Origin of the sequence: Ruminococcus flavefaciens ATCC 19208 (assembly GCF_000518765.1) — a bacterium.
GTDB classification, from domain to species: Bacteria; Bacillota; Clostridia; order Oscillospirales; family Ruminococcaceae; genus Ruminococcus; species Ruminococcus flavefaciens.
Map to the genome: position 1 here is coordinate 135,883 of NZ_KI912492.1, position 21,237 is coordinate 157,119.

Here is a 21,237-nt window from a genome sequence, read left to right on the forward strand (position 1 = left end):
AACCTGTATAATCGGAGGTAAAAAATGGCTCATATCCTGATCGTTGACGATGAAATGAATATCAGAAAAGTAGTACGCGAATATGCTGAATTTGAAGGCTATGAGGTTACGGAAGCCGAAAACGGCATGGAGGCTGTAAATCTCTGCCATGATAATGATTATGACCTTATTATAATGGATGTTATGATGCCTCGCCTTGACGGATATTCTGCCTGCAAGGAGATACACAAGACAAAGAATGTACCTGTTATAATGCTTTCTGCAAGAGGTGAGGAATATGACAAGCTCTTCGGCTTTGAGATAGGTGTTGATGATTATGTTGTCAAGCCTTTTTCTCCAAAGGAGCTTATGGCGAGAGTAAAGGTAGTACTGAAGCGCAATACAAGACAGGAGGAATCAGTAACTGTTGACAAGTATGCGTTTGAAGGCCTTGAAGTCGATATTGCAGGCCGTGAGGTCTACGTAAACGGTGAAAAGGCTTCTATGACTCCGAAAGAGTACGACCTTCTTTTCTATCTTGTTAAAAATAAGAATATTGCCCTTTCGAGAGACAAGCTTCTTGAAGAAGTATGGGGCTATGACTTCTTTGGTGATGACAGAACTGTTGATACACATATAAAAATGCTCAGAAACAGTCTTGGCGAGTATCGAAAATTCATTGTCACACTGAGAGGAATGGGATACAAGTTTGAAGCGGATTAAGTTTTTTAAAAACGCAGGCTCGCGCATACCTCTTAAATTCAAGGTATGGCTGTATTTTGTACTGTTTACTATAGTAGTATTCACACTGCTGTGGCTGTTCCAGATCTTATTCTTAGAGCATTTCTATGAGAGAATGAGGATAAGCACGGCTTCAAAATGCATGGAGTCTATTGCTGATTCTTATAACAGCGGCGATGAAGAGGAGTTTTACAGAAAAATAAACACTATGTCGGTGGATAATGATTTTTGTGTAGAAGTTCTTGACAGATACGGCAACCCCGATAAAAAAAGTCATGTTATCGGCGACTGTATCCTGCATGACAAATTCTCAAAACTGCGCATCTATAAAGATGCCATAGATGAGTCCGAGAACGGTATCATAAAGCTCAGAATGAAAAATCCGAGAAGCGGATATGATATGCTACTTTACGGCTGTACTGTCGGAAAAAACGAATGTGACGGCTATCTGCTCATAAACGCTGTACTTGCGCCTGTAGGAGCTGCTGTAAGTATTATAAAAAGACAGATTATGCTGATAACAGTGATACTGATAATCTTTGCGTTTGTTATATCGCTGTACCTTTCAAAGAGGATCGCCGCTCCTATAGACAGGATAACAAGCTCTGCCGAAAACCTTGCAAAGGGTGATTTCAATACAAAGTTTGACGGAAGAGGCTATCTTGAAGCAAAAAAGCTTGCGGACACCCTTACCTATGCAGAAAAGGAGCTTTCAAAGGTCGATACAATGCAGCGAGACCTTATCGCAAACGTTTCACACGATCTTAGGACTCCGCTTACCATGCTGAAAGCCTATGCGGAGATGATACGTGATCTTTCGGGAGATAATCCTGTAAAGCGAAATGAACATCTTGAAATAATCATAAGCGAGACCGACCGCCTTGCTCTTCTTGTAAACGATATGCTTGACCTTTCAAAGCTTGAAAGCGGCAAGCAGAAGCTTACACCGTCCGAATTCGGCATAAGGGGCAAGCTTAATGAGATCATTGACCGATTCAAGGGACTTTCCGATAAAAACGGCTATCAGATACACTTTACTCCCGATGAGGAGAGAACGGTCTGCTGCGATTCTGTAAAAATAGAGCAGGTAATTTATAACCTTATAAATAATGCCATAAATTATACGGGCAAGGATAAACAGGTCTTTGTAAGACAGATAAACCAGCCTGACGGTGTTCTTGTTGAAGTCGAGGATACAGGCGACGGTATAGAAGAGGATAAGATAAAGCTTATTTTTGATAAGTATTACCGCTCTGAGAACCACAAGCGTGAAGTCGTGGGAACAGGATTGGGACTTTCTATCGTAAAGGCTGTGCTGAAAATGCACAACTATGACTACGGTGTGCGCAGTACACTTGGCAAGGGGTCTACATTCTGGTTCAAGATAAGTGATGTGAAATAAAGGTCAGATCAGTATGGTGCAGCGAAATGGCAGGGAAGTACCTGACGGGATGAACTCAGTATCCGTTCTTACAGATATTTTTTCGTTCTTTTGAACCTGAAAAGAGTTATTTCAGAACAAAAAATGCCGTTTACAGGCGATAATTCGTTGGGCGTTTTTTACGGCGAGTATATCGTGTGGAGACAATATAACACCATATTGTTGACAATGCATATAAAAATAGTAAAAGTGTTTAAAATTTTGTGTGCCGCTCATTTGAATTTTTCACAGAAAATACATAATCCTATGCTATAATGTATTTGCTGAGGGAGAGATCCCGAAGCTGATTTTCATGGTAGTTTAATGTTTACCCCAACATTAAATTATTAAATCCCCAATAATCCCTATATCATGGCAGATGAGCTTCCTTAATACGGAAGCTCGTTTGTTTTATATAAGTTTTTTTGTTGTATAAGCGCAACACCTATTGACAAATGTCGAATCGTAGTGTATAATAATTCAGTAACCTTATCAAGAGCGACGGAGGTAACAGGACCTGTGAAGTCGCAGCAACCCGAACGTAATGAGTCGAAGGTGCTAATTCCTGCGGTTTATCCGGAAGATGAGGGCATAGTGTATCTATGGCTTCTCTTTTCGGAAAGAGAAGTTTTTTTATTTTTCAGGAGGTAAAATTAATGAGCAAATGTTTTTTCACTTCAGAATCGGTTACAGAAGGACATCCCGATAAGATCTGTGATCAGATCTCAGACGCAGTACTTGACGCTATCCTTGAGAAGGACAAGACAGGACGAGTTGCCTGCGAGACCTGTGTTACAACAGGTATGATCCTTTGTATGGGCGAGATCACTACTTCTGCTGACATCGACATTCCTAAGATCGCTCGTCAGGTAGTATGCGATATCGGCTATGACAGAGCAAAATACGGCTTTGACGGACACACCTGTGCTGTTCTTACATCTATTGATGAGCAGTCACCTGATATAGCTATGGGTGTTAATGAGGCTTTTGAATACAGAGAAGAAAACAATGAGTCTGACGGACTTTCAAACGGTGCAGGAGATCAGGGTATCATGTTCGGTTACGCTTGTAACGAGACTCCGGAACTTATGCCGCTCCCGATCTCTCTGGCGCACAAGCTTTCACTGAAGCTTACAGAGGTACGTAAGAACGGTACTCTCCGTTATCTCCGTCCTGACGGTAAGTCACAGGTAACTGTTGAGTATGATAACGGCAAGCCTGTAAGAGTTGACGCAGTTGTTGTATCATCTCAGCATTCTGCTGACGTATCACTCAAGCAGCTCCGCAAGGATATCGAGGAGTATGTCATCAAAGCAGTTATCCCTGCTGAGCTTATGGACAAGGATACAAAGCTCTTCATCAATCCTACAGGACGTTTCGTTGTAGGCGGTCCTCAGGGTGACAGCGGTCTTACAGGACGTAAGATCATCGTTGATACATACGGCGGATATTCTCGTCACGGCGGCGGAGCTTTCAGCGGTAAGGATCCGACAAAGGTTGACAGAAGTGCTGCTTACGCTTCAAGATATATCGCTAAGAACATTGTTGCAGCAGGTCTTGCTGACAAGTGTGAGGTACAGCTTTCATACGCTATCGGTGTTGCTAAGCCTATTTCTATCCTTGTTGATACATTCGGTACAGGCAAGGTAGATGAGGATAAGCTCTCAGAGGCTGTTTCAAAGGTATTTGATCTCCGTCCTACAGCTATCATCAAGATGCTCGACCTCAGAAAGCCACAGTACAGACAGCTTGCTGCTTACGGTCATATGGGTCGTGAGGATCTGGGTGTAGCTTGGGAAAAGACTGACAGAGTTGACGCGCTTAAGGCTGCACTTTCATAAGGAGCAATACTATGGCAGAGCTTGAAAATTACGCTGAGCTTAAATTTACAAATGCAGTTCTGATTGATATTTTCAGCAGATATGCCAGCAATTCCGAAATGGCTGAGTTTGTGGCATCTGACGGTTCTATTGATATGAAGTTCAAAATGATAAACGGAGTCATGGAAACGCCGAAATGCTGTGAGCAAGTGCTGAGTCTGATGTATGCATTGTTTGAATGCAATCCCGAATCTGCTATCGGACGGATATACAGCGCTCACAAGGTAGATATACTGCGTGAGACTGTTTACAGGCTCGCAATGGTGCTTGACGGTTTCAGTGATGTAAAACTCACCATACATTCAACGGCTGCGGATAAGAATGATCCCGAAAAGAAGGTTTCGACTCATACAGAGTTTACACTTAAACAGTCGAAAACTTCTGAAACTAAGGTAATTGAATAAAGAAAAGCTCCCTTGAAGGGAGCTTTTTATTTGCAGGTATATCCTTTCAGCGGCGATGCTGAAAAATCTGGCAGAAGGCTGTTTTCTCTGAATGAAAAAGCACTGTCCGAGCCTATGATTATATGGTCAGCCAGAACTGAACCCAACCGCATTAGTGCGTTTGAAACATTTTTCGTGAACAGTATATCGCTGTCTGAGGGCACAGATACGCCCTGAGGGTGATTATGAGCCATAAAGAATACAGTACAGCTGCTTTTTACTGCAAAATCGGCAATATCACGGTAAGAAGCGTAGGTCTGTGACGGTGAGCCGAATGCCAGTACTTTTGTATTTACAACACGAAATCTCTTGTTTACCGCAGTAATTATGAGCTGTTCGCCTACAGTTCCGATAAAATGGCTGGTGAAAAAGCTTTTTGCGGAGTCAGTGCTGTTAAGAGTAGTTATTTTGAAATGTTCAAGGTAAAGAGTACGGCTGAGACAAGGGATAAGCTTTATAAGCACAGCCGCTTGTTCGCTTACATTTTTCTCTTTCATTAGCAGCTGAACATCTGTATTTGCAAGAGAATTTATGCTGCCGTATTCACTGAGAAGTTCCTTTGCAAGCTGTGCGGTATCACCTGTACAGGAGTACGAAAGCAGTAATTCCAGCTTTTCTTCTTCGGTGAGAGCATCAAAGCCATTATTACTGTATTTTTTCTTCAGAAGCTCCCTGCGGAGCTTTTTATCTTTATCAGCCATATTATCTGAATGAAAATGCGCCGCTTGAACGCATAGAGAAGCAGTTTTCGCTTCCGTAGATGATGCAGTCTCTGAATACTATGCCGACTGCCGAAAGAAGCTCCGCAAAAATGCGGGTAACGGCGTAGTCAACGTCATTCGGAAGAGTAAGACCGTTTCCGTGGTTGAGACCGATACAGACACTGAAAGCACCGCTTTTCAGTATCATAGCAGCAAGCTCCTTCTGGGAGATGCTTCCGTTTGTAATATCATCAACAGGAAGAGTTATACTGCGCAGCAACTCGGACTGAGAACTCAGGCAGAGAATATTGCATATCTTAGCCTGTGAGCTGCTGAACTGCTCGGAAATACAGTCGCATAGCTGCTTGACGGTGTTGAGAGTTTCATTGTTGTGGGAGCGTTTCAGGTAACTTGTGCCGAAGTCATACATCAGCTTCATAAACAGCGCACCGCTGCTGCCCATACCGTCAATTTCGCACAGCTTGTCTTTATCTGCGGAGAGAGCCTTGCCCAGTGAGCCGAACTCGTCAGTAATAGCATGAGCGATATTATTGGTATTCACTACAGGACGGGCGTAAAACAGCAGAAGCTCAAGGAGCTCATGTTCATATAACGCATCATATCCCGAAGCGAGAAAACGTTTTCTCATGCGGCTCCTGTGACCTGCATGGGGATTTTTGCTGTCCATACTGCTCCTCCTTCGCTATTTTCTCTTATTTTTATTGATGTCCTTTATGTTAGTCCTGCCCAGTATATAATCTACGGAAACTCCGTAAAAATTAGCAAGTATGAGCAGATGCTCGACAGGGATAGTGCGATACCCTCTCTCATAGCGCGAGTAAACAGTCTGGCTCGTGTGCAGCAATTCGGCTATCTGAGTCTGATTCATGTCGTTATCTTCACGTAGATCTTTCAGTCTTTGAAAGTACACGGGTATCACTCCTTTTTATGTTAAACATTAGAACCTATCGGTACTATTGACTTTAACATATTATGGAGCACAAATGCGACTGTTACGACCTTTTGGTACTAAGACTATATTGCTTTTTACACCGTATCATTATTATATGTAGAATAGTTGTTAAAAAGCAACAAAAAATAGTAAAGATAATTCAAAAATGCATATGCAATATATTGACTTATGAAATTTTCGGTGATATAATTAAAATAGAGAAATTGTACATATTTTGTACGGAATTGGAGGAGTTTTATGAAAGCAAAAAAACTGCTCAGCGGTCTTACCTCTCTTGCTCTGTCACTTTCTGCATTCGCAGGACTTGGTGCGGCAGATGCATTCAGACCGACTGGAGCAAAGGCAGCTTCGAGCTGGAAATTTGATTTCGGCGGCAGCGGCACAGCAGGCGGCTATACAGGAGTTTCCGCGACTGACGGCTATAACTCAGGCAGAGGCTACGGCTTCGCTCAGACCTACAACGTTTCAAATGTATCCGCAGGAGGCAGCGGAGTCCTTGCAGACGCGGTAAAATTCAATAACTACGGTTCGGGAAATACGTTCAATGTTGATCTTCCAAAGGGCTTGTACGAAGTAAAGGTGACTATAGGCAATGCACCTCGTACCACTATCAAGCTTGAGGGCATGGTCCAGATGATGAACCTTACAGGCAGGGGAGCGACCGAGACAGTGAAGCTGCCTGTAACCGACGGACAGCTCAATATACAGGCTGTTGAGGGTATGTCAAACAGAGAGCAGTCCATTGCGGCAGTTGAGATAACTCAGATAAACACCACGGGTGAAATGCCGCCTATGGTATGGATATGCGGAGACTCTACAGTTGCCAATTACTATAACTGTGCTGACACCTCACAGCACGGCTGGGGACAGTTCTTCAACGGAAAGACCTTCGGCAGCAATTACGAAGTCCGCAATATGGCTACCAGTGGACAGTACGCCAAGGGATTCGTTGATGCAGGACAGTTCGCTCCTATCGAGACCTACGGCAAGGCAGGAGATTACTACATAATCTCTATCGGTATCAATGATTCCAACTACTCCAATGAGACTGAGTACTACAATACAGTTACCGACATGACCAAACGCGCAAAGGCAAAGGGCATGGAGGTGATTCTCGTAAAGCAGCAGGGCAGACGCGGCGACTTGCAGCGCAGTCCGAGACTTACAGGTCGCTGGTACGGCGGTTCACTTGATAAAATAGGCAGCGAGCAGAACGTAAGAGTAGTTGATCTGTTCACCCTGTGGCAGAACTTCGGACTTTCCATCGGCTATGACGGAATGGCTTCGTACTATGCTATACAGGCTAACGGCTCGAATGACGATCTGCACCAGAGTAAAATGGGCGCTCAGAAGATCGCTGAGATGATGGCTGAGGAGCTGTCTGCTCCAGCAAGAGAGCCTATCCACCCCAAGTCTGACGTAAGCTATATGTTCAAAAACGTCAACAGCGGACTTTATATGGAAGTGGCTGACGGCAGCACAGCAAGCGGCGCAAATGTCCAGCAGTGGGGCGCAAGCTCGTCACAGCCACATAATACATGGAAGTGCGTACAGGCTACAGGCGATTATTTCTACATAAAGCCAAGCAATGCCGACCTTTACCTCTATGTTGACAACGGAAGCCGTGATAACGGCGCAAATATGGTTGTTGCAGACAAAAACGGCTACAGCGATCAGTTCTTCAAATTTCAGGACAACGGTGACGGCACAGTTACTATACTCACAAGAGCTTCAAGAGACGCTTCTGCTGTTGAGGTAGGAAGTGCAGCTACAAGCAACGGTGCAAATATCCAGCAGTGGGAAGTAAACGGTCACAACTGTCAGAAGTGGGAAATGATAGAGGTAGCTGATGTAGTGGTTACAACTACTACAACCACAACAACGACAACAACTACTGTAACTACGACTACTGAGGAAGTCAAGCCTCAGATCACGACTATCAACTTCTCGAATATCCCCGATTTCTTCATAGATTACGGCGATGCAAACTGTGACGGTACAGTTGATATGTCGGATATAGTTCTTATCATGCAGGCTCTTGCAAATCCGAATAAGTACGATATAGGCGGTACTGACAGCCATGCTATCACCTCTTTCGGACGTATGAATGCAGACGTTACAGGCAACGGCGATGGCATGACAGTCAACGATGCTATGTTCATACAGAGATGTCTGCTTGGACTTGATATGCTTCCCGAACCAATTAGCGTAGTAGTTGAGCAGCCTACAACAGCTCCGACTAATACGACCACAACAGCTGTTACGACTACAACTACCACAGCTCCTGTTCCCGTGAAGTATTTCGCAGTGGATCAGGTGTGGACAAACGGTGTGACCGAGACTGTCAACAGCGGCTACACAAGATCAGACGGCTATGTAAATCTTGACAACACTACAGACAGTAATATCACATTCACAGTTGATGTTCCTCAGAACGGAAACTACATGACACATATCCGCTTTGCCAACGGTTCAACAAGCGACCGTAAGATGAAGCTTTTCGTAAACAATAACTTTGATTCATGCTGGATGCAGTCTTTTCCGGGTACAGGTTCATGGACGGACTGGAATGAGTTCGGCATAGTTCTTCCTCTCAAGGCAGGAAAGAATACTATTCTTTTCCAGTCTGCAATGTCAGAGGGCGGACCTAACCTTGACTATATAGAGCTTATCCTTACAGATGAGCCATACGCTGAGGTATATGATCCGTCGCAGGAACAGCAGAATACAGGCAGCGGTCAGCATACACTCTATATCGCAGGTGACTCAACTGTACAGAGCTACCGTGAGTCCTATGCTCCGCAGCAGGGTTGGGGCTACTATATGCAGGACTACTTAAGCAGTGATATAACTGTTGCAAACCACTCCATAGCAGGAAGAAGCTCCAAGAAGTTCTATGACGAGGGCAGATGGCAGACCATTGCCGACAGTCTCAAGACAGGCGATTTCGTAATGATACAGTTTGCTATCAACGATGCAGGTCAGTCAAATGCGGACAGATATGCACCAACCTGCGGAAACGTCGATAATCCGTCATCGGGCTCATACGAGTGGTATATGACACAGTTCATCAAGTCTGCAAAGGACAAGGGAGCAACTCCTATACTTGTAACTACTACTATCGGCATGAAGGCTTACTCAAACGGCAGATTTGTCAACAGCTACACTAACTACAACGAGGCTTGCTACAATCTTGCAAAGAAGTACAGCATACCATGCATCGACCTCAATACTCTTATGGTGAATCATTACAACTCAGTTGGCTATGATACAGCAAAGAGCTATCACCTTATGGGCGCAGTTTCAGGTTCTACAGACGGTACTCACTTCTGTGAAAAGGGAGCAAATATCGTTGCAGGACTTGTTGCAGGCGAGATAAGAAAGCAGAACATAAGCGGACTTGCTTCATATCTCAAGTAAGAGTTAAGAGCTTAGAACTAAGCAGGGGCGGAATTATCCGCCCCTTTTTATGTAATAATAAACATGAAAGGGACGCCAATCGGCGTCCCTATTCTGATCACTGTTTACTAATCACTCGATAGTAACTTTCTTCATTACCTGTGGAGTTGTTGGCTTGTCGTTATAATCTGTTGCGCACTCTGCAATTTCGTCAACGACTTCCATGCCCTCGATGACCTTGCCGAATGCTGCATAATTGCCGTCAAGATGCGGAGCGTCCTCATGCATGATGAAGAACTGTGAGCCTGCTGAGTTTGGCATCATTGAACGAGCCATTGAGAGAACTCCTCGTGTATGCTTGAGGTCGTTCTTAACTCCGTTTGCAGCAAATTCGCCCTTGATCTGCCAGCCGGGACCGCCTGTACCTGTACCGTTCGGACAGCCGCCCTGTATCATAAATCCCGGAATAACTCTGTGGAATGTAAGTCCGTCATAAAAGCCCTGCTTTATGAGCTTCTCAAAGTTTTCGCAAGAAATAGGAGCGATATCGGGATAAAGCTCTATCTTGATCTTCTTTCCGTTTTCCATTTCGATAACTACCATTGTTATTTCCTCCGTAAATTTTTAGTCCATTTCGATAACGATCTTATCAGCAGGTTTGATATAGGTCGTAGTAATTTCAGCTTCAGTTCTGCCCTGATTATACTCATCAAGTATAGAAAGGGTAGTTGTTGGCATATTGGCTTCTTCGGGACTTGTTACAGGAATAGTTTCAATAACCTCATCAAACAGATTTGTAACAACGATATACTCTCTTGTAGTAGTTTCTTCAGCAGGCAGTGATGTTTCAGACTGCATATCCTGAGATACTTCTTCATAGTTCTGAGAGATAATATTTGTCTCTGTGATGAGATGCGGCATTTCCGTTGTAGTTGTATTCTTTGCACGGCTCTCTTTGTTGGCTTCAATTATGTCTTCAGTACATGATTTACCTGCAAGAATAACGAGACCTGCTGCAACGAAAGCCAGAAATAAAGATATTATTCTGTTTCTTTCCACTTTTTCCTCCTTCCCTCAGCCGCAGCTGAAAAAAGATTATATAATATTATAAACCAATATTTGCGTATTGTCAAGAGTTTCAGGCTGTCTTGAAATGCTTCGGATATATGAATTGATGCATATTCAACAGTATACTGAATGATCGGGCTATTTATACACAAAGAAAAAGGTGTACACAAGTACACCCTTAATTCATTTATTCAAGCAGTCCTTTGATACCTTTTTCAGCGAAGGCTTCTTTATAGTAAACAAGCTCTTCCTGAATGATATCGTCGATTACCTTCATTCCGAGAAGTTCAACGGGAGCCTTGTCATCTGTGAGTATACGGTTCCCTGCACTGTATTTCACAAGAGAAGAGTTCACATTGGTCATGAGATCACGCAGATCTTCGTTTTTCAGTGAGGCTGTGTTTTGTTCGAGAAGCTTTGTCATATCACCGTTATCGGAAGCAAAAAGCTCACGGTTGGTAGAATTATAAACGTCTGCGGTGTAGACATTTCCGAATACAGAAGCGATGGTATCGGAGAGCCAGTCGTTTATGCCGTCAGCACTTTCCGAGCGCATATTCATATTTACAACCATGACGCCGTTTTCGGTAAGGTGTTCCTTTACGAGAGTGAAAAACTCCTTTGACGACATCTGGAAGGGGATAGTTATATCCTGATATGCGTCAACCATTATGATATCGTATTTTTTATCGCAGCCGCCGAGAAAGGCTCTTCCGTCATAGGTAGTGACCTTGATATTGTCAGGAAGGTCGAAGTAGGTGTGAGCGAGGTCGGTTATCTTGTTGTCTATCTCAACGCCCTCGGCAGTGATATTGTCAAAGTAGGTGGAGCACTGTTTGGCGTAAGTGCCCGTGCCCATACCAAGAATAAGCATATCTGCATCATCGGGAGAAGCTGTCATAAGGGGAGCAGCCATAGCGTAATCGTAGTACATACATGTCAGCTCGCCTGATTTCATGTATACAGACTGGACTCCGAAAAGCACATTGGTCGAGAGCTCGGTACGGTCAGGGTAGTCCTTTACCTGAAGGTAGTTATATATGGATTCGCCCTCATAGGCAAGACCCTTTTCCCAGAATGCAAAGCCCATTATAGGCGAAGTGAAGCAGCAGACGATGAAAAGTGCAGCTGCAATGCCTGTCTTTACGGCTCCCTGTTTTGAGCTTATGAAGTATATGAGACCTATGACGAGCATGATGCCTGCAAATATAAGGAAAGTAACGGCAGTTCCCACCGCAGGTATAGAAATGAATGTAGGAACGAAAGTACCGATGATAGAGCCGATAGTATTTGCAGCACCGAGGGTTCCCACTGTTTTGCCGCTGTCGTCCAGTGAGTCAACGGTATATTTAACCAGTGAGGGCGTTACTGTACCCAGCAGGAACAGAGGATAAACGAATACCACCATACAGGTCAGGAAAGCAGCCCATATGAGGAAATTTGTGTTGATAGTCACCACAAGGAGCCCTGCAATTCCTGCGATAGCAAGCTTGCCTATGAATGGCACAGCGGCTATCCATACTGACGCTATGAGTATGCGTCCGTAGAGCTTATCAGGATCGGGATTCTTGTCGGCACTTCTGCCGCCGTATATGTTTCCGAGAGCCATAGCTATCATGATAGTGCCGATTATTATAGTCCATACTATCTGCGACGAGCTGAAATAAGGTGCAAGAAGCCTGCTTGCGCCAAGCTCTACAGCCATAACGGACATACCTGCAAAGAATTCCGTGATGTATAAGTACCATTTGTTCCTGAGTATTTTTGGAAGCGGCTTTTTTTCAGCCGATTTGCTGACCGATCTTTTTTTCATAAAATTCTCCTGTATTACATTTAAAATTACTGCGTTATCAGTATAACACATTCTCTGTGATAAATCAATGTTTTGAGAGATGGTATTTTTAAGTATGTGCATAAAAAACGTGATATGCCGCATATGCTTTAGCAGGAGGAGATATTATGAATAACGGAAATCTCGATATGGAAAAATACAAGCAGGAGATGATGAAGCTCTACAGCAGGAGCACTTCTCCCAATGAAGAGGCAGAGGAGCTTCCGAAGGCAGCCGAGGGTTACGATGCTGAGCCCGAGGAGATAAGTGAGGTAGATGAAGATGCTCCCGATGATACAGCTTATGCCGAGCATATTGACGAGGATTTAAACGGTGCAGATGAGGATTACAACAGCCGTTTCCCCGAGCCTGATCTTTCGGAGCTTGATACCGACCTCGGTACAGATACAAATAATGACAGTGAGCCGCCAGAGTATGATGCAGAGGAACTTCTTGGTAATGAAAAGGGCTATATACAGGTGAATGTACGTACAGGTGACGACACATCGGCAGTCGCAGGAGCTATGGTAGCGGTAACGGCGGTGGTTGACGGGAAAAGGCTTGTTCTCGCTTCGGGGCTCACGGACGAAAGCGGTACTGCTCCGAAATTCACTCTGCCCGTTCCCGACCTTGTACATTCGCAGTCGCCTTCCCCTGACGAAAGACCGTATAATCTATTTGACATAACTGTCACGGCAGATGGCTTCTTTAAGGCAAGGAGCGTTGATGTCCCCGTATTTTCGGGTATAACCTCTGTGCAGAACTTCAACCTTATCCCTGTGCCGCTTATGATGAACAGTTCAGATGAGACTATGACCTATTATAATGCAGAGCCAAATTTCGGCGGCGGAAAGGAGTGACAGATGCTTACAGGCACTCCTTTCATACCTGAGACTATTACAGTGCATCTTGGGACTCCCGATTCAAATGCTCCCGATGTTACGGTGGGATTTGCCTCCTATATCAAGAATGTGGCGTCCAGTGAGATATATCCTACATGGCCCGAGAATGCACTGAGAGCAAATATATATGCAATAGTGTCCTTTGCACTTAACCGCATATATACCGAGTGGTATCGTTCGAGAGGTTATGATTTCGACATAACAGCCACGACCCAGTACGACCAGAAATTCATAAACGGTCGGGAATACTTCGAGAATATCAGCTACCTTGTAGATGAGCTTTTCAACGATTATGTCAGGCGGCAGGGGAGCGTTGAACCGCTGTTCACGGCATTCTGCAACGGTACTACGACTACCTGCGAGGGACTTTCACAATGGGGAACGGTGACTCTTGCAAACCGCGGATTTACCCCTTATGAGATACTGCAATACTATTATGGAGAGAATATCGACATAGTGAGGAATGCTCCCGTACAGACAGCAATGCCGTCATATCCCGATACAGAGCTGAAGAACGGCTCATTCGGAAATGATGTGAAGTTCATACAGGTGTGGCTCAACCGAATATCGCGGAATTTCCCTGCGATACCGAAGATACCTGCTGCCGACGGTATATTTGATACTCCCACTGAAAATGCTGTCAGGAAGTTTCAGCAGGTATTCGGTCTTGAGGAAACAGGCACAGTAAATGCAGCGACATGGTACAGGATAAGCTACATCTATACCAGCGTAAAGCGGCTTGCAGAGCTTGATTCCGAAGGGCTGAGGTTTGACGAGATATCGCCGCAGTTCAAGGAAGAGCTGAAGATCGGTATGCAGAGCATAGAGGTGAGTATGCTGCAATACTATCTTGCTGTGATTGGCGCGTATTACGAAGCTGTAATGCCTGTAGAAGTTACAGGCTATTTCGGTGAGCAGACTGAGCGTTCGGTAAAGTCATTCCAGAGAGTGTTCGGACTTCCGCAGACGGGAGTAGTTGACAGAGCCACAAGAAACGACCTTTTTCGCGCATATCAGGGCATAGTTGAAAGCGTACCGCCCCAGTATACATATGTAGCGCTCTATCCTAATACTGTACTTCGTGAGGGAGCAAGCGGTGAGTCAGTGAAAATAATACAGCAGTATCTTACCTATATCAACAGAAGCTATCCGAATATACCTGCGGTCAGTGACACAGGCTATTTCGGACCGCTTACAAAGCAGTCCGTTACGGCATTTCAGCGGCAGTTCGGTATAGACCCTTCTGGCATAGTCGGAGCTGTCACATGGGACAGCATAGCAGGAGTTTACTCCGACCTGCGTTACGGCTTCGATAAGCGTCCCTATCAGAACCCGGGATACACTATAAAATAGCTCTTAACCGTAAGCGTGTAGGGACGCGCATTGCGCGTCCGTGAATTGAGAAAAATTGTAGGGGCTGTCATTCTCGACAGCCCGTGTATCCCTGACTGCAATTATGAATTATGCATTATGAATTAATAAGAACGGAGTGATATTTTGCCATATACCGATGAACAGAAAAAGGAGCATATCCGCGAATTACAGGGATATCTTTATGGGATCTCACTTTTTGACAAACGTATCCCACAGATACTGCCCGACGGAATTTACGGCAAAGAGACTGCAAAGGCTGTGGAAGCCTTTCAGCAGGCATACGGACTTCCCGTTACAGGCGAAACAGACCCTGCTACATGGAACAGGATAGTATGGGTATACAGGGATTACCTTGACGGTGCTCCCGAACCATACCGTGCTTTTCCGTCGAGAAATTACCGCGCAGCATTAGGCGACAGCGGTGAACTTATATACATAATACAGGCGATGCTGTGGAAAGCTTCTGCATGGTATGATAATATGCCGAAGGTAAGCGTCAGCGGTGAGTATGACGAAGAAACAGAAAAGGCTGTAAAAAGCTTTCAGAAGTGCTGCGGACTTACCGAAAGCGGCTGCGTGGACTGCATAACATGGAATATACTTGTGCGTTTTTTATCTGCAAGGTAAAAAGAAAGCTCCCATTCATTATGAACGGGAGCTTTTATCTTAATCTTTCGTCATCTCTTTCTTCTTTGTACTGTTTTTCGTAGTATTCATCGTATTCAAGATTCCTTTTTATGCGCCCGGCAACAAATATGATGCCGACTAAGATAAAAGCAAGGCTTTTGATCTCAGAGCCAATATATAACGCAGGGATTAACAGAAGATACTTGATTACCTTTTTTATATTCTTCAGCTGCATTACAGTCTCTTTCAGCCAGTCCAGAATATCACGCATTTTTTTGCCTCCTTTGCCTTGATGTATCATATTTTTAGATATTATATCATTTTGCGATATTGCTGTCAATATACTGCGGACTATTTAATTGCAATTTTCTGATTGTTAAAATTTGACTTTATACTGTAAATGTGATATAATATTTTAAATGTTGTCTGTAATCAGACAGACGGAAATTTTACAAAGGATTGATACTATGGATTATAAAGCACTTGCAGACTACCTTTTCCCCGATGTAAAGGATACTCCCGAGGATATCGAGGCTCGTTTTCCCGAGAGACAGCTGCCGTCAGGAGCTAATGTTACACGTATAGGACCAAGCCCTACGGGATTTGTACACCTCGGAAACCTTTACAACGCTATTATCGGCGAACGTATCGCTCATCAGTCACAGGGCGTATTCTACCTGCGAATAGAAGATACCGACAACAAGCGTGAGGTCGAGGGCGCTGTTGAGACTGTCATCAACGCTATGGACTATTTCGGTGTTCACTTCGACGAGGGTGCTACAGCAGAGGGCGACAACGGCAGCTACGGTCCTTACCGACAGCGTCAGCGTAAGGAGATATACCACGTATTTGCAAAGCTTCTCACTGAAAGAGGACTTGCTTATCCATGCTTTATGACAGCAGAGGAGATAGAGGTGATCCGCGAGCAGCAGACTGCAAACAAGGAAAATCCGGGAGTTTACGGCAAGTACGCGAAGTGCCGCGACCTTTCTCTCGATGAGATAAAGGCAAATATCGAAGCAGGCAAGGAGTGGGTGCTCCGTTTCAGAGGTCAGGAGACAGGTGAGACTATCGCCGTCGAGGACGCTATCCGCGGAAAGCTTGAAATGCCGAGGAACAATATGGATTTCGTACTTCTCAAGAGTGACGGTATCCCCACATATCACTTTGCACACGTTGTGGACGACCACTTCATGCGCTCCACACACGTTATCCGCGGCGAGGAGTGGATATCATCACTGCCGATGCACGTTGAGCTGTTCAATACTCTCGGCTGGAAGCAGCCTATCTACTGCCACACAGCAACTCTCATGAAGATTGACGGCGAGACAGGCGGCAAGCGTAAGCTTTCCAAGAGAAAAGACCCCGAGCTTGCACTTTCATACTATCAGCAGGAGGGTATCAGCAGGGACGCTATCTGGGAATTCCTGCTCACACTGCTCAACTCCAATTATGAGGAGTGGCGTATTGCAAATCCTGAGACGGACTATCACGAATTCCCCTATACACTGGAGAAGATGTCCGTATCAGGCGCACTTGTTGACCTTGACAAGCTCCGCGATATATCCAAAAACGTTATCTGCCGTATGCCTGCACAGCAGGTCTATGACGGTTGGCTGGAATGGTGCAATGAGTACGACAAGGACTTTGCAGACCTTATCAACAAGTACCCCGAGAGAACTCTTGCAGCTCTCAATGTAGGCAGAGGCGGTGCAAAGCCGAGAAGGGATATCGAAACATGGAAGCAGGCTTGCGACTTCATGAGCTTCTACTATGACGAGACCTTCAAGGTAACAGATGCTATGCCTGAGGAGTGCGATGAAGCTACGGTCAAGGAGTTCTTCGGCAAGTATCTTGCAACATACGACCATAACGATGACAGCGCGGCGTGGTTCGACAAGGTTAAGGCTATTACAGAGGAAATGGGCTTTGCAGTAAAGCCAAAGGACTACAAGAAGACCCCCGACCAGTTCAAGGGAAGTATAGTTCATATCACAAATATGCTCCGTATAGCTCTCACAGGACACGCAAATGCTCCCGATATATGGGAAGTAAGCCACGTTCTGGGCGAGGAGATAACACGCAAAAGGCTTCAGGCATTCGCTTGATGTAGGGGCGGATATTATCCGCCCGTAAGTGATTAATGCTTAGTAGGGGCTGCCTTTGGCAGTCCGCGCCTAACGTAAGCATTATAAATGACAATCTGTAGGGGGGCGATGCCCACATCGCCCCGTCAATTATCCATAAATTATATATGATCAATTGTAGGGGACAGCGTCCTCGACGTCCCACCCGAAATATAAACGAATAATGTTAAGAGGAAAATAAAATGTCAGACAATAAAGAAAAAAAGAATTTTGAGATACCCCGTCCTGTGTTCCCGAAAAGGGCAGTAGTCACAGGCGGTATGCCATATGGCAATAAAGAGCTCCACTTCGGCCACGTCGGCGGTATGCTGGTATTTGCAGATACCTATGCCCGTTTCCTGAGAGACCGTATAGGCAAGGAGAACGTTATATTTGTCAGCGGTACGGACTGCTACGGTTCACCTATCGCAGAGGGCTGGCGAGTAAAGGTCAAGAACGGTGAGTTTGAGGGCTCTCTGGAAGATTTCGTACAGAGAAACCACAATAAGCAGAAGGACACTCTTGCCGCTTACGGTATAGCTCCCAATCTGTTCGCAGCATCAGGTCTCGGACGTTCAAAGGAGATACACGCTTCTGTTACAGACCGCTTTATCAGCTCGCTTCATAAAAAGGGACAGCTCAATCAGATCACTACCATGCAGTTCTTTGACGAAAAGGCTGGTGTGTTCCTCAACGGCAGACAGGTAATCGGTAAATGTCCTGTAGACGGCTGTACTTCCGAAAAGGGCTACGCAGACGAGTGCGATATGGGACATCAGTATATGCCTGAGAACCTCATAAATCCTGTCAGCACCCTCACAGGCGAAACTCCAACCATGAAGCCTGTTACCAACTGGTATTTCAAGCTCCGCGACTACGAGCAGCTTATGAAGGACTGGGTAGAGGAACTTAAAAAGCGAAAGGATATCCGTCCTGTTGTATGGAAGACTATCGATGAGTTCTTAAAGAAGCCCGTTATCTATATCAAGCGTGAATTCGAGGAAAAGTACATGAGCATCAAGGCGTCTATGCCCGAGCACAACTATCTCGAAGAGCCGAAGAAGCCCTCGTTCACTATCGAGTTCGACAAGCTCTCGGACTGCGACGAAGCCTGCCGCATACTCACTGAGAACGGTATCCGCTACAGAACAGGTAAGACATTGGTTCCTTTCCGCCTTACAGGTAATATCGAGTGGGGAGTTCCCGCTCCCGTTATGGACGGCGTTGAGGGACTTACTGTATGGGTATGGCCAGAGTCTCTTTGGGCACCTATCTCATTTACCGAGACATATTTAGAGTCTATCGGTCACGACAAGGAAGAGTGGCGCGATTACTGGTGCAGCAAGGACTCTACCGTGTACCAGTTCATCGGACAGGATAATATTTACTTCTACGGTATTGCTGAGCCTGCAATGTGGATGGCACAGCAGGAGAGCGAGAACAAGACTGCTTCACCTGCTGACGGAGAGTTACAGCTCCCTGTTATCGTGGCTAATCATCATATCCTTTTCCTTGACAAGAAGGCTTCAAGCTCGGGTGCAGTAAAGCCGCCTATGGCTGACGATCTGCTGAACCACTATACTCCCGAGCAGCTCCGTATGCACTGGCTGGGACTTGGTCTTGGACAGCGTTCCGTAAGCTTCATGCCAAAGCCATACAATCCCGATGCAAAGCCTGAGGACGCAGATCCTGTAGTTAAGGACGGTCTGCTCCTTTCAAACGTGTACAACCGTATGATACGTACTGCTTTCTATACAGCTCAGAAGGAGCTTGACGGCGTTATGCCGAATAATTCTCCCGAGGAGAAATTCCTTGCAGATGCAAAGAAGGCTGTACTGGATTACGAGAGACATATGTCAAAATTCGCGTTTCACCAGTGTACCTACGTTCTGGACAGCTATATCCGCAACGGAAGCAAGTACATGGCAAAGGCACTTACAGGCGAATATCCTGACAAGGAAGCTCTTAAACAGGCACTTGCAAACCTTTTCTATATGATACGTATTGCAGGCGTACTTCTTCACCCAATGGCACCGTTCGGAACTGAGAAGCTCCGCGAGTACCTGGAAGTTGACGAACGTATCTGGTCATGGGATACTATCCTCGAACCGCTGACATATTTCACAGGCAATGATCATAAGCTGAAATTCCTGCCTCCGAGAACGGACTTCTTCACCCGTCACGAGAGCCAGTTTGCTGCTGCCGAAGAATAATTAGTCTGCGAGTGAGTAGTGATTAGTGCATAGTAGGGAACGCCGCCCTCGGCGTTCCGCGTAGGGGCGGATATTATCCGCCCCTTTAACTTTAACCATTATGTATGCCGTAACAATGTGTAGGGGCTGGCGTCCCCGACAGCCCGCAAGTGGTTAGTGATTAGAATTGTAGGGGCGCATGACCTGCGTCCGCCAATTACTTATAACGCCAAAATGACACACTGTAGGGGCGAACAGCGTTCGCCCGTGTTGCTTTACGATGTAAGTGAGAAAAATATAAACATTCTCACTTTCTTACTTTCTCACTTTCTCACTTGCCCATTTACTAAGAATAATATGCTTTAACACTTTAAATCATCGAACTAAGGATATGAGAAACTGGGAAACTTTTTTTATTACCACTTCGTAACAGTTCATAATCTTTATTTATAAATGGAATATATTGTTGTTAGTACGTAAAATATTTGTTATAAACTCATGTGTATAACTTCAAAAGTTTATTGCAGTTAGTAAAATGGAAAATAAATATTACTGTGTGCAAAAAAGTTCTTGCCTTTTGCACAGAAGTATAGTATAATAGTAATACTAATGTAATTATGACATAAGGAGATCATGAGATGATTTATAATAATGTTCTGGAAGCTATGGGACATACTCCGATGATAAAGCTCAACCGAATGAACAAAAAGGGAAACGCAGACGTTCTCGTCAAGTTCGAGGGACTCAACGTAGGCGGCTCAATAAAGACCCGTACAGCGTACAATATGATACGCCATGCCGAAATGGAAGGCAAGATACATGAGGGTACAATAATCGTAGAGCCGACAAGCGGAAATCAGGGAATAGGTCTTGCGCTTGTGGGAGCTGTAAAGGGCTATAAGACTATAATCATCATGCCTGACTCTGTAAGCGAGGAGCGCAGAAAGCTCGTTAATCACTACGGTGCAGAGGTAATTCTTATCCATGACGACGGCGATATCGGAAAGTGCATACAGGAGTGCCTTGATACTGCTTTGAGAATGGCGGAAGAGGACGAAAATGTGTTTGTTCCGCAGCAGTTTTCAAACGTAAACAATATCGGAGCACACAAGTTCCACACAGCTCTGGAGATACTTGAGCAGACCGCCGTAAAAATAGACGGATTCTGTTCGGGAATAGGTACAGGCGGTACTATCACAGGTATCGGCGAAGCTCTCAAAGCTCAGTATCCTGATATGGTCATATGGGCAGTCGAGCCCGAAAACGCAGCTATACTTGCAGGAGGAAATATCGGCACACATCTGCAAATGGGAATAGGTGACGGAATAATCCCGGATATACTTAATCAGAACATTTATGATGATATATATATAGTTACCGATGAGGAAGCAATACAGACGGCAAAGGACCTCGCAGCGAAAGAGGGCATAATGTGCGGAATATCAAGCGGAACAAACGTAGCGGCAGCTCTGAAGCTTGCCGAGAAGCTGGGCGAGGGAAAGACAGTTGTAACAATACTTCCCGATACAGCCGAGAGATACTTCTCAACTCCGCTTTTTGAGGACTGATACAAACGCCGCA

18 protein-coding genes and 1 riboswitch are annotated in these 21,237 nt (G+C 45.1%); of the genes, 11 read left to right on the top strand and 7 right to left on the bottom strand.

Annotated features, from left to right (window positions below; genetic code table 11):
- The first annotated feature begins 24 nt into the window (after positions 1 to 24).
- The 4 genes from L870_RS0114595 (at position 25) to L870_RS0114610 (ending at position 4,424) form a co-directional block, all read left to right on the top strand.
- The gene (locus L870_RS0114595) at positions 25 to 702 is read left to right on the top strand and encodes a response regulator transcription factor (protein WP_028518769.1); all 678 of its coding nucleotides are present in this window, start codon (positions 25 to 27) and stop codon (positions 700 to 702) included.
- Positions 689 to 2,122, top strand: a complete 1,434-nt coding sequence (locus L870_RS0114600; RefSeq protein ID WP_051411597.1) for a sensor histidine kinase — start codon at positions 689 to 691, stop codon at positions 2,120 to 2,122. The genes L870_RS0114595 and L870_RS0114600 overlap by 14 nt, the downstream gene beginning before the upstream one ends.
- 504 nt (positions 2,123 to 2,626) lie before the next feature.
- A riboswitch (SAM riboswitch) is annotated at positions 2,627 to 2,730 on the top strand.
- A gap of 66 nt (positions 2,731 to 2,796) precedes the next feature.
- Positions 2,797 to 3,981, top strand: coding sequence for a methionine adenosyltransferase (gene metK / locus L870_RS0114605; RefSeq protein WP_028518771.1), 1,185 nt, complete (start codon positions 2,797 to 2,799; stop codon positions 3,979 to 3,981).
- An 11-nt stretch (positions 3,982 to 3,992) separates the two neighbouring features.
- The gene (locus L870_RS0114610) at positions 3,993 to 4,424 is read left to right on the top strand and encodes a hypothetical protein (RefSeq protein WP_028518772.1); all 432 of its coding nucleotides are present in this window, start codon (positions 3,993 to 3,995) and stop codon (positions 4,422 to 4,424) included.
- Positions 4,425 to 4,450: 26 nt separating this feature from the next.
- Here L870_RS0114610 and L870_RS0114615 read toward each other — a convergent pair whose 3' ends face one another.
- From L870_RS0114615 to L870_RS0114625, 3 genes are read right to left on the bottom strand one after another with little or no spacing between them, the layout of a single operon-like run.
- On the bottom strand, positions 4,451 to 5,164 hold the full coding sequence (locus tag L870_RS0114615) for a JAB domain-containing protein (protein ID WP_028518773.1): 714 nt from the start codon (positions 5,162 to 5,164) through the stop codon (positions 4,451 to 4,453).
- Position 5,165: 1 nt separating this feature from the next.
- Positions 5,166 to 5,852 carry a JAB domain-containing protein gene (locus L870_RS0114620; RefSeq protein ID WP_028518774.1) on the bottom strand — a complete coding sequence of 229 codons (687 nt, stop codon included), beginning with the start codon at positions 5,850 to 5,852 and terminating at the stop codon, positions 5,166 to 5,168.
- Between the two features lie 15 nt (positions 5,853 to 5,867).
- Positions 5,868 to 6,095 (bottom strand): helix-turn-helix domain-containing protein, encoded by a 228-nt coding sequence (locus L870_RS0114625; RefSeq protein ID WP_028518775.1) that lies wholly within the window; start codon positions 6,093 to 6,095, stop codon positions 5,868 to 5,870.
- A gap of 279 nt (positions 6,096 to 6,374) precedes the next feature.
- Between L870_RS0114625 and L870_RS0114630 the strand changes: the two genes are divergently transcribed.
- Positions 6,375 to 9,557 carry a GDSL-type esterase/lipase family protein gene (locus L870_RS0114630; protein WP_028518776.1) on the top strand — a complete coding sequence of 1,061 codons (3,183 nt, stop codon included), beginning with the start codon at positions 6,375 to 6,377 and terminating at the stop codon, positions 9,555 to 9,557.
- A gap of 111 nt (positions 9,558 to 9,668) precedes the next feature.
- Here the strand turns inward: L870_RS0114630 and L870_RS0114635 are convergent, their stop codons facing one another.
- From L870_RS0114635 to L870_RS0114645, 3 genes are all read right to left on the bottom strand, one after another.
- On the bottom strand, positions 9,669 to 10,139 hold the full coding sequence (locus L870_RS0114635; RefSeq protein WP_028518777.1) for a peptidylprolyl isomerase: 471 nt from the start codon (positions 10,137 to 10,139) through the stop codon (positions 9,669 to 9,671).
- A gap of 21 nt (positions 10,140 to 10,160) precedes the next feature.
- Positions 10,161 to 10,595 carry a hypothetical protein gene (locus tag L870_RS0114640; protein ID WP_028518778.1) on the bottom strand — a complete coding sequence of 145 codons (435 nt, stop codon included), beginning with the start codon at positions 10,593 to 10,595 and terminating at the stop codon, positions 10,161 to 10,163.
- 196 nt (positions 10,596 to 10,791) lie between these two features.
- Entirely contained in the window at positions 10,792 to 12,417 is a 1,626-nt protein-coding gene (locus L870_RS0114645) for a spermidine synthase (protein WP_051411598.1), read from the bottom strand.
- A gap of 146 nt (positions 12,418 to 12,563) precedes the next feature.
- Between L870_RS0114645 and L870_RS17955 the strand changes: the two genes are divergently transcribed.
- The 3 genes from L870_RS17955 to L870_RS0114660 all read left to right on the top strand — a co-directional run bounded on the left by L870_RS17955 (position 12,564) and on the right by L870_RS0114660 (position 15,338).
- Complete coding sequence (locus L870_RS17955) at positions 12,564 to 13,295, top strand: carboxypeptidase-like regulatory domain-containing protein (protein ID WP_051411599.1); 732 nt, start codon at positions 12,564 to 12,566, stop codon at positions 13,293 to 13,295.
- A 3-nt stretch (positions 13,296 to 13,298) separates the two neighbouring features.
- Positions 13,299 to 14,690: a peptidoglycan-binding protein gene (locus L870_RS0114655; protein WP_028518780.1), complete on the top strand. Its 1,392-nt coding sequence runs from the start codon at positions 13,299 to 13,301 to the stop codon at positions 14,688 to 14,690.
- A gap of 144 nt (positions 14,691 to 14,834) precedes the next feature.
- Entirely contained in the window at positions 14,835 to 15,338 is a 504-nt protein-coding gene (locus L870_RS0114660) for a peptidoglycan-binding domain-containing protein (RefSeq protein ID WP_028518781.1), read from the top strand.
- A gap of 34 nt (positions 15,339 to 15,372) precedes the next feature.
- Here L870_RS0114660 and L870_RS0114665 read toward each other — a convergent pair whose 3' ends face one another.
- Positions 15,373 to 15,609: a hypothetical protein gene (locus L870_RS0114665; RefSeq protein WP_028518782.1), complete on the bottom strand. Its 237-nt coding sequence runs from the start codon at positions 15,607 to 15,609 to the stop codon at positions 15,373 to 15,375.
- A gap of 196 nt (positions 15,610 to 15,805) precedes the next feature.
- Here L870_RS0114665 and L870_RS0114670 point away from each other — a divergent pair, with 196 nt between their 5' ends.
- The 3 genes from L870_RS0114670 to cysK all read left to right on the top strand — a co-directional run bounded on the left by L870_RS0114670 (position 15,806) and on the right by cysK (position 21,224).
- A complete protein-coding gene (locus L870_RS0114670) occupies positions 15,806 to 17,446 on the top strand; it encodes a glutamate--tRNA ligase (protein WP_028518783.1) in 1,641 nt (546 codons plus the stop codon).
- A gap of 221 nt (positions 17,447 to 17,667) precedes the next feature.
- Positions 17,668 to 19,677 carry a class I tRNA ligase family protein gene (locus L870_RS0114675; RefSeq protein WP_028518784.1) on the top strand — a complete coding sequence of 670 codons (2,010 nt, stop codon included), beginning with the start codon at positions 17,668 to 17,670 and terminating at the stop codon, positions 19,675 to 19,677.
- 617 nt (positions 19,678 to 20,294) lie between these two features.
- Entirely contained in the window at positions 20,295 to 21,224 is a 930-nt protein-coding gene (gene cysK / locus L870_RS0114680) for a cysteine synthase A (protein ID WP_028518785.1), read from the top strand.
- Positions 21,225 to 21,237 lie beyond the last annotated feature (13 nt).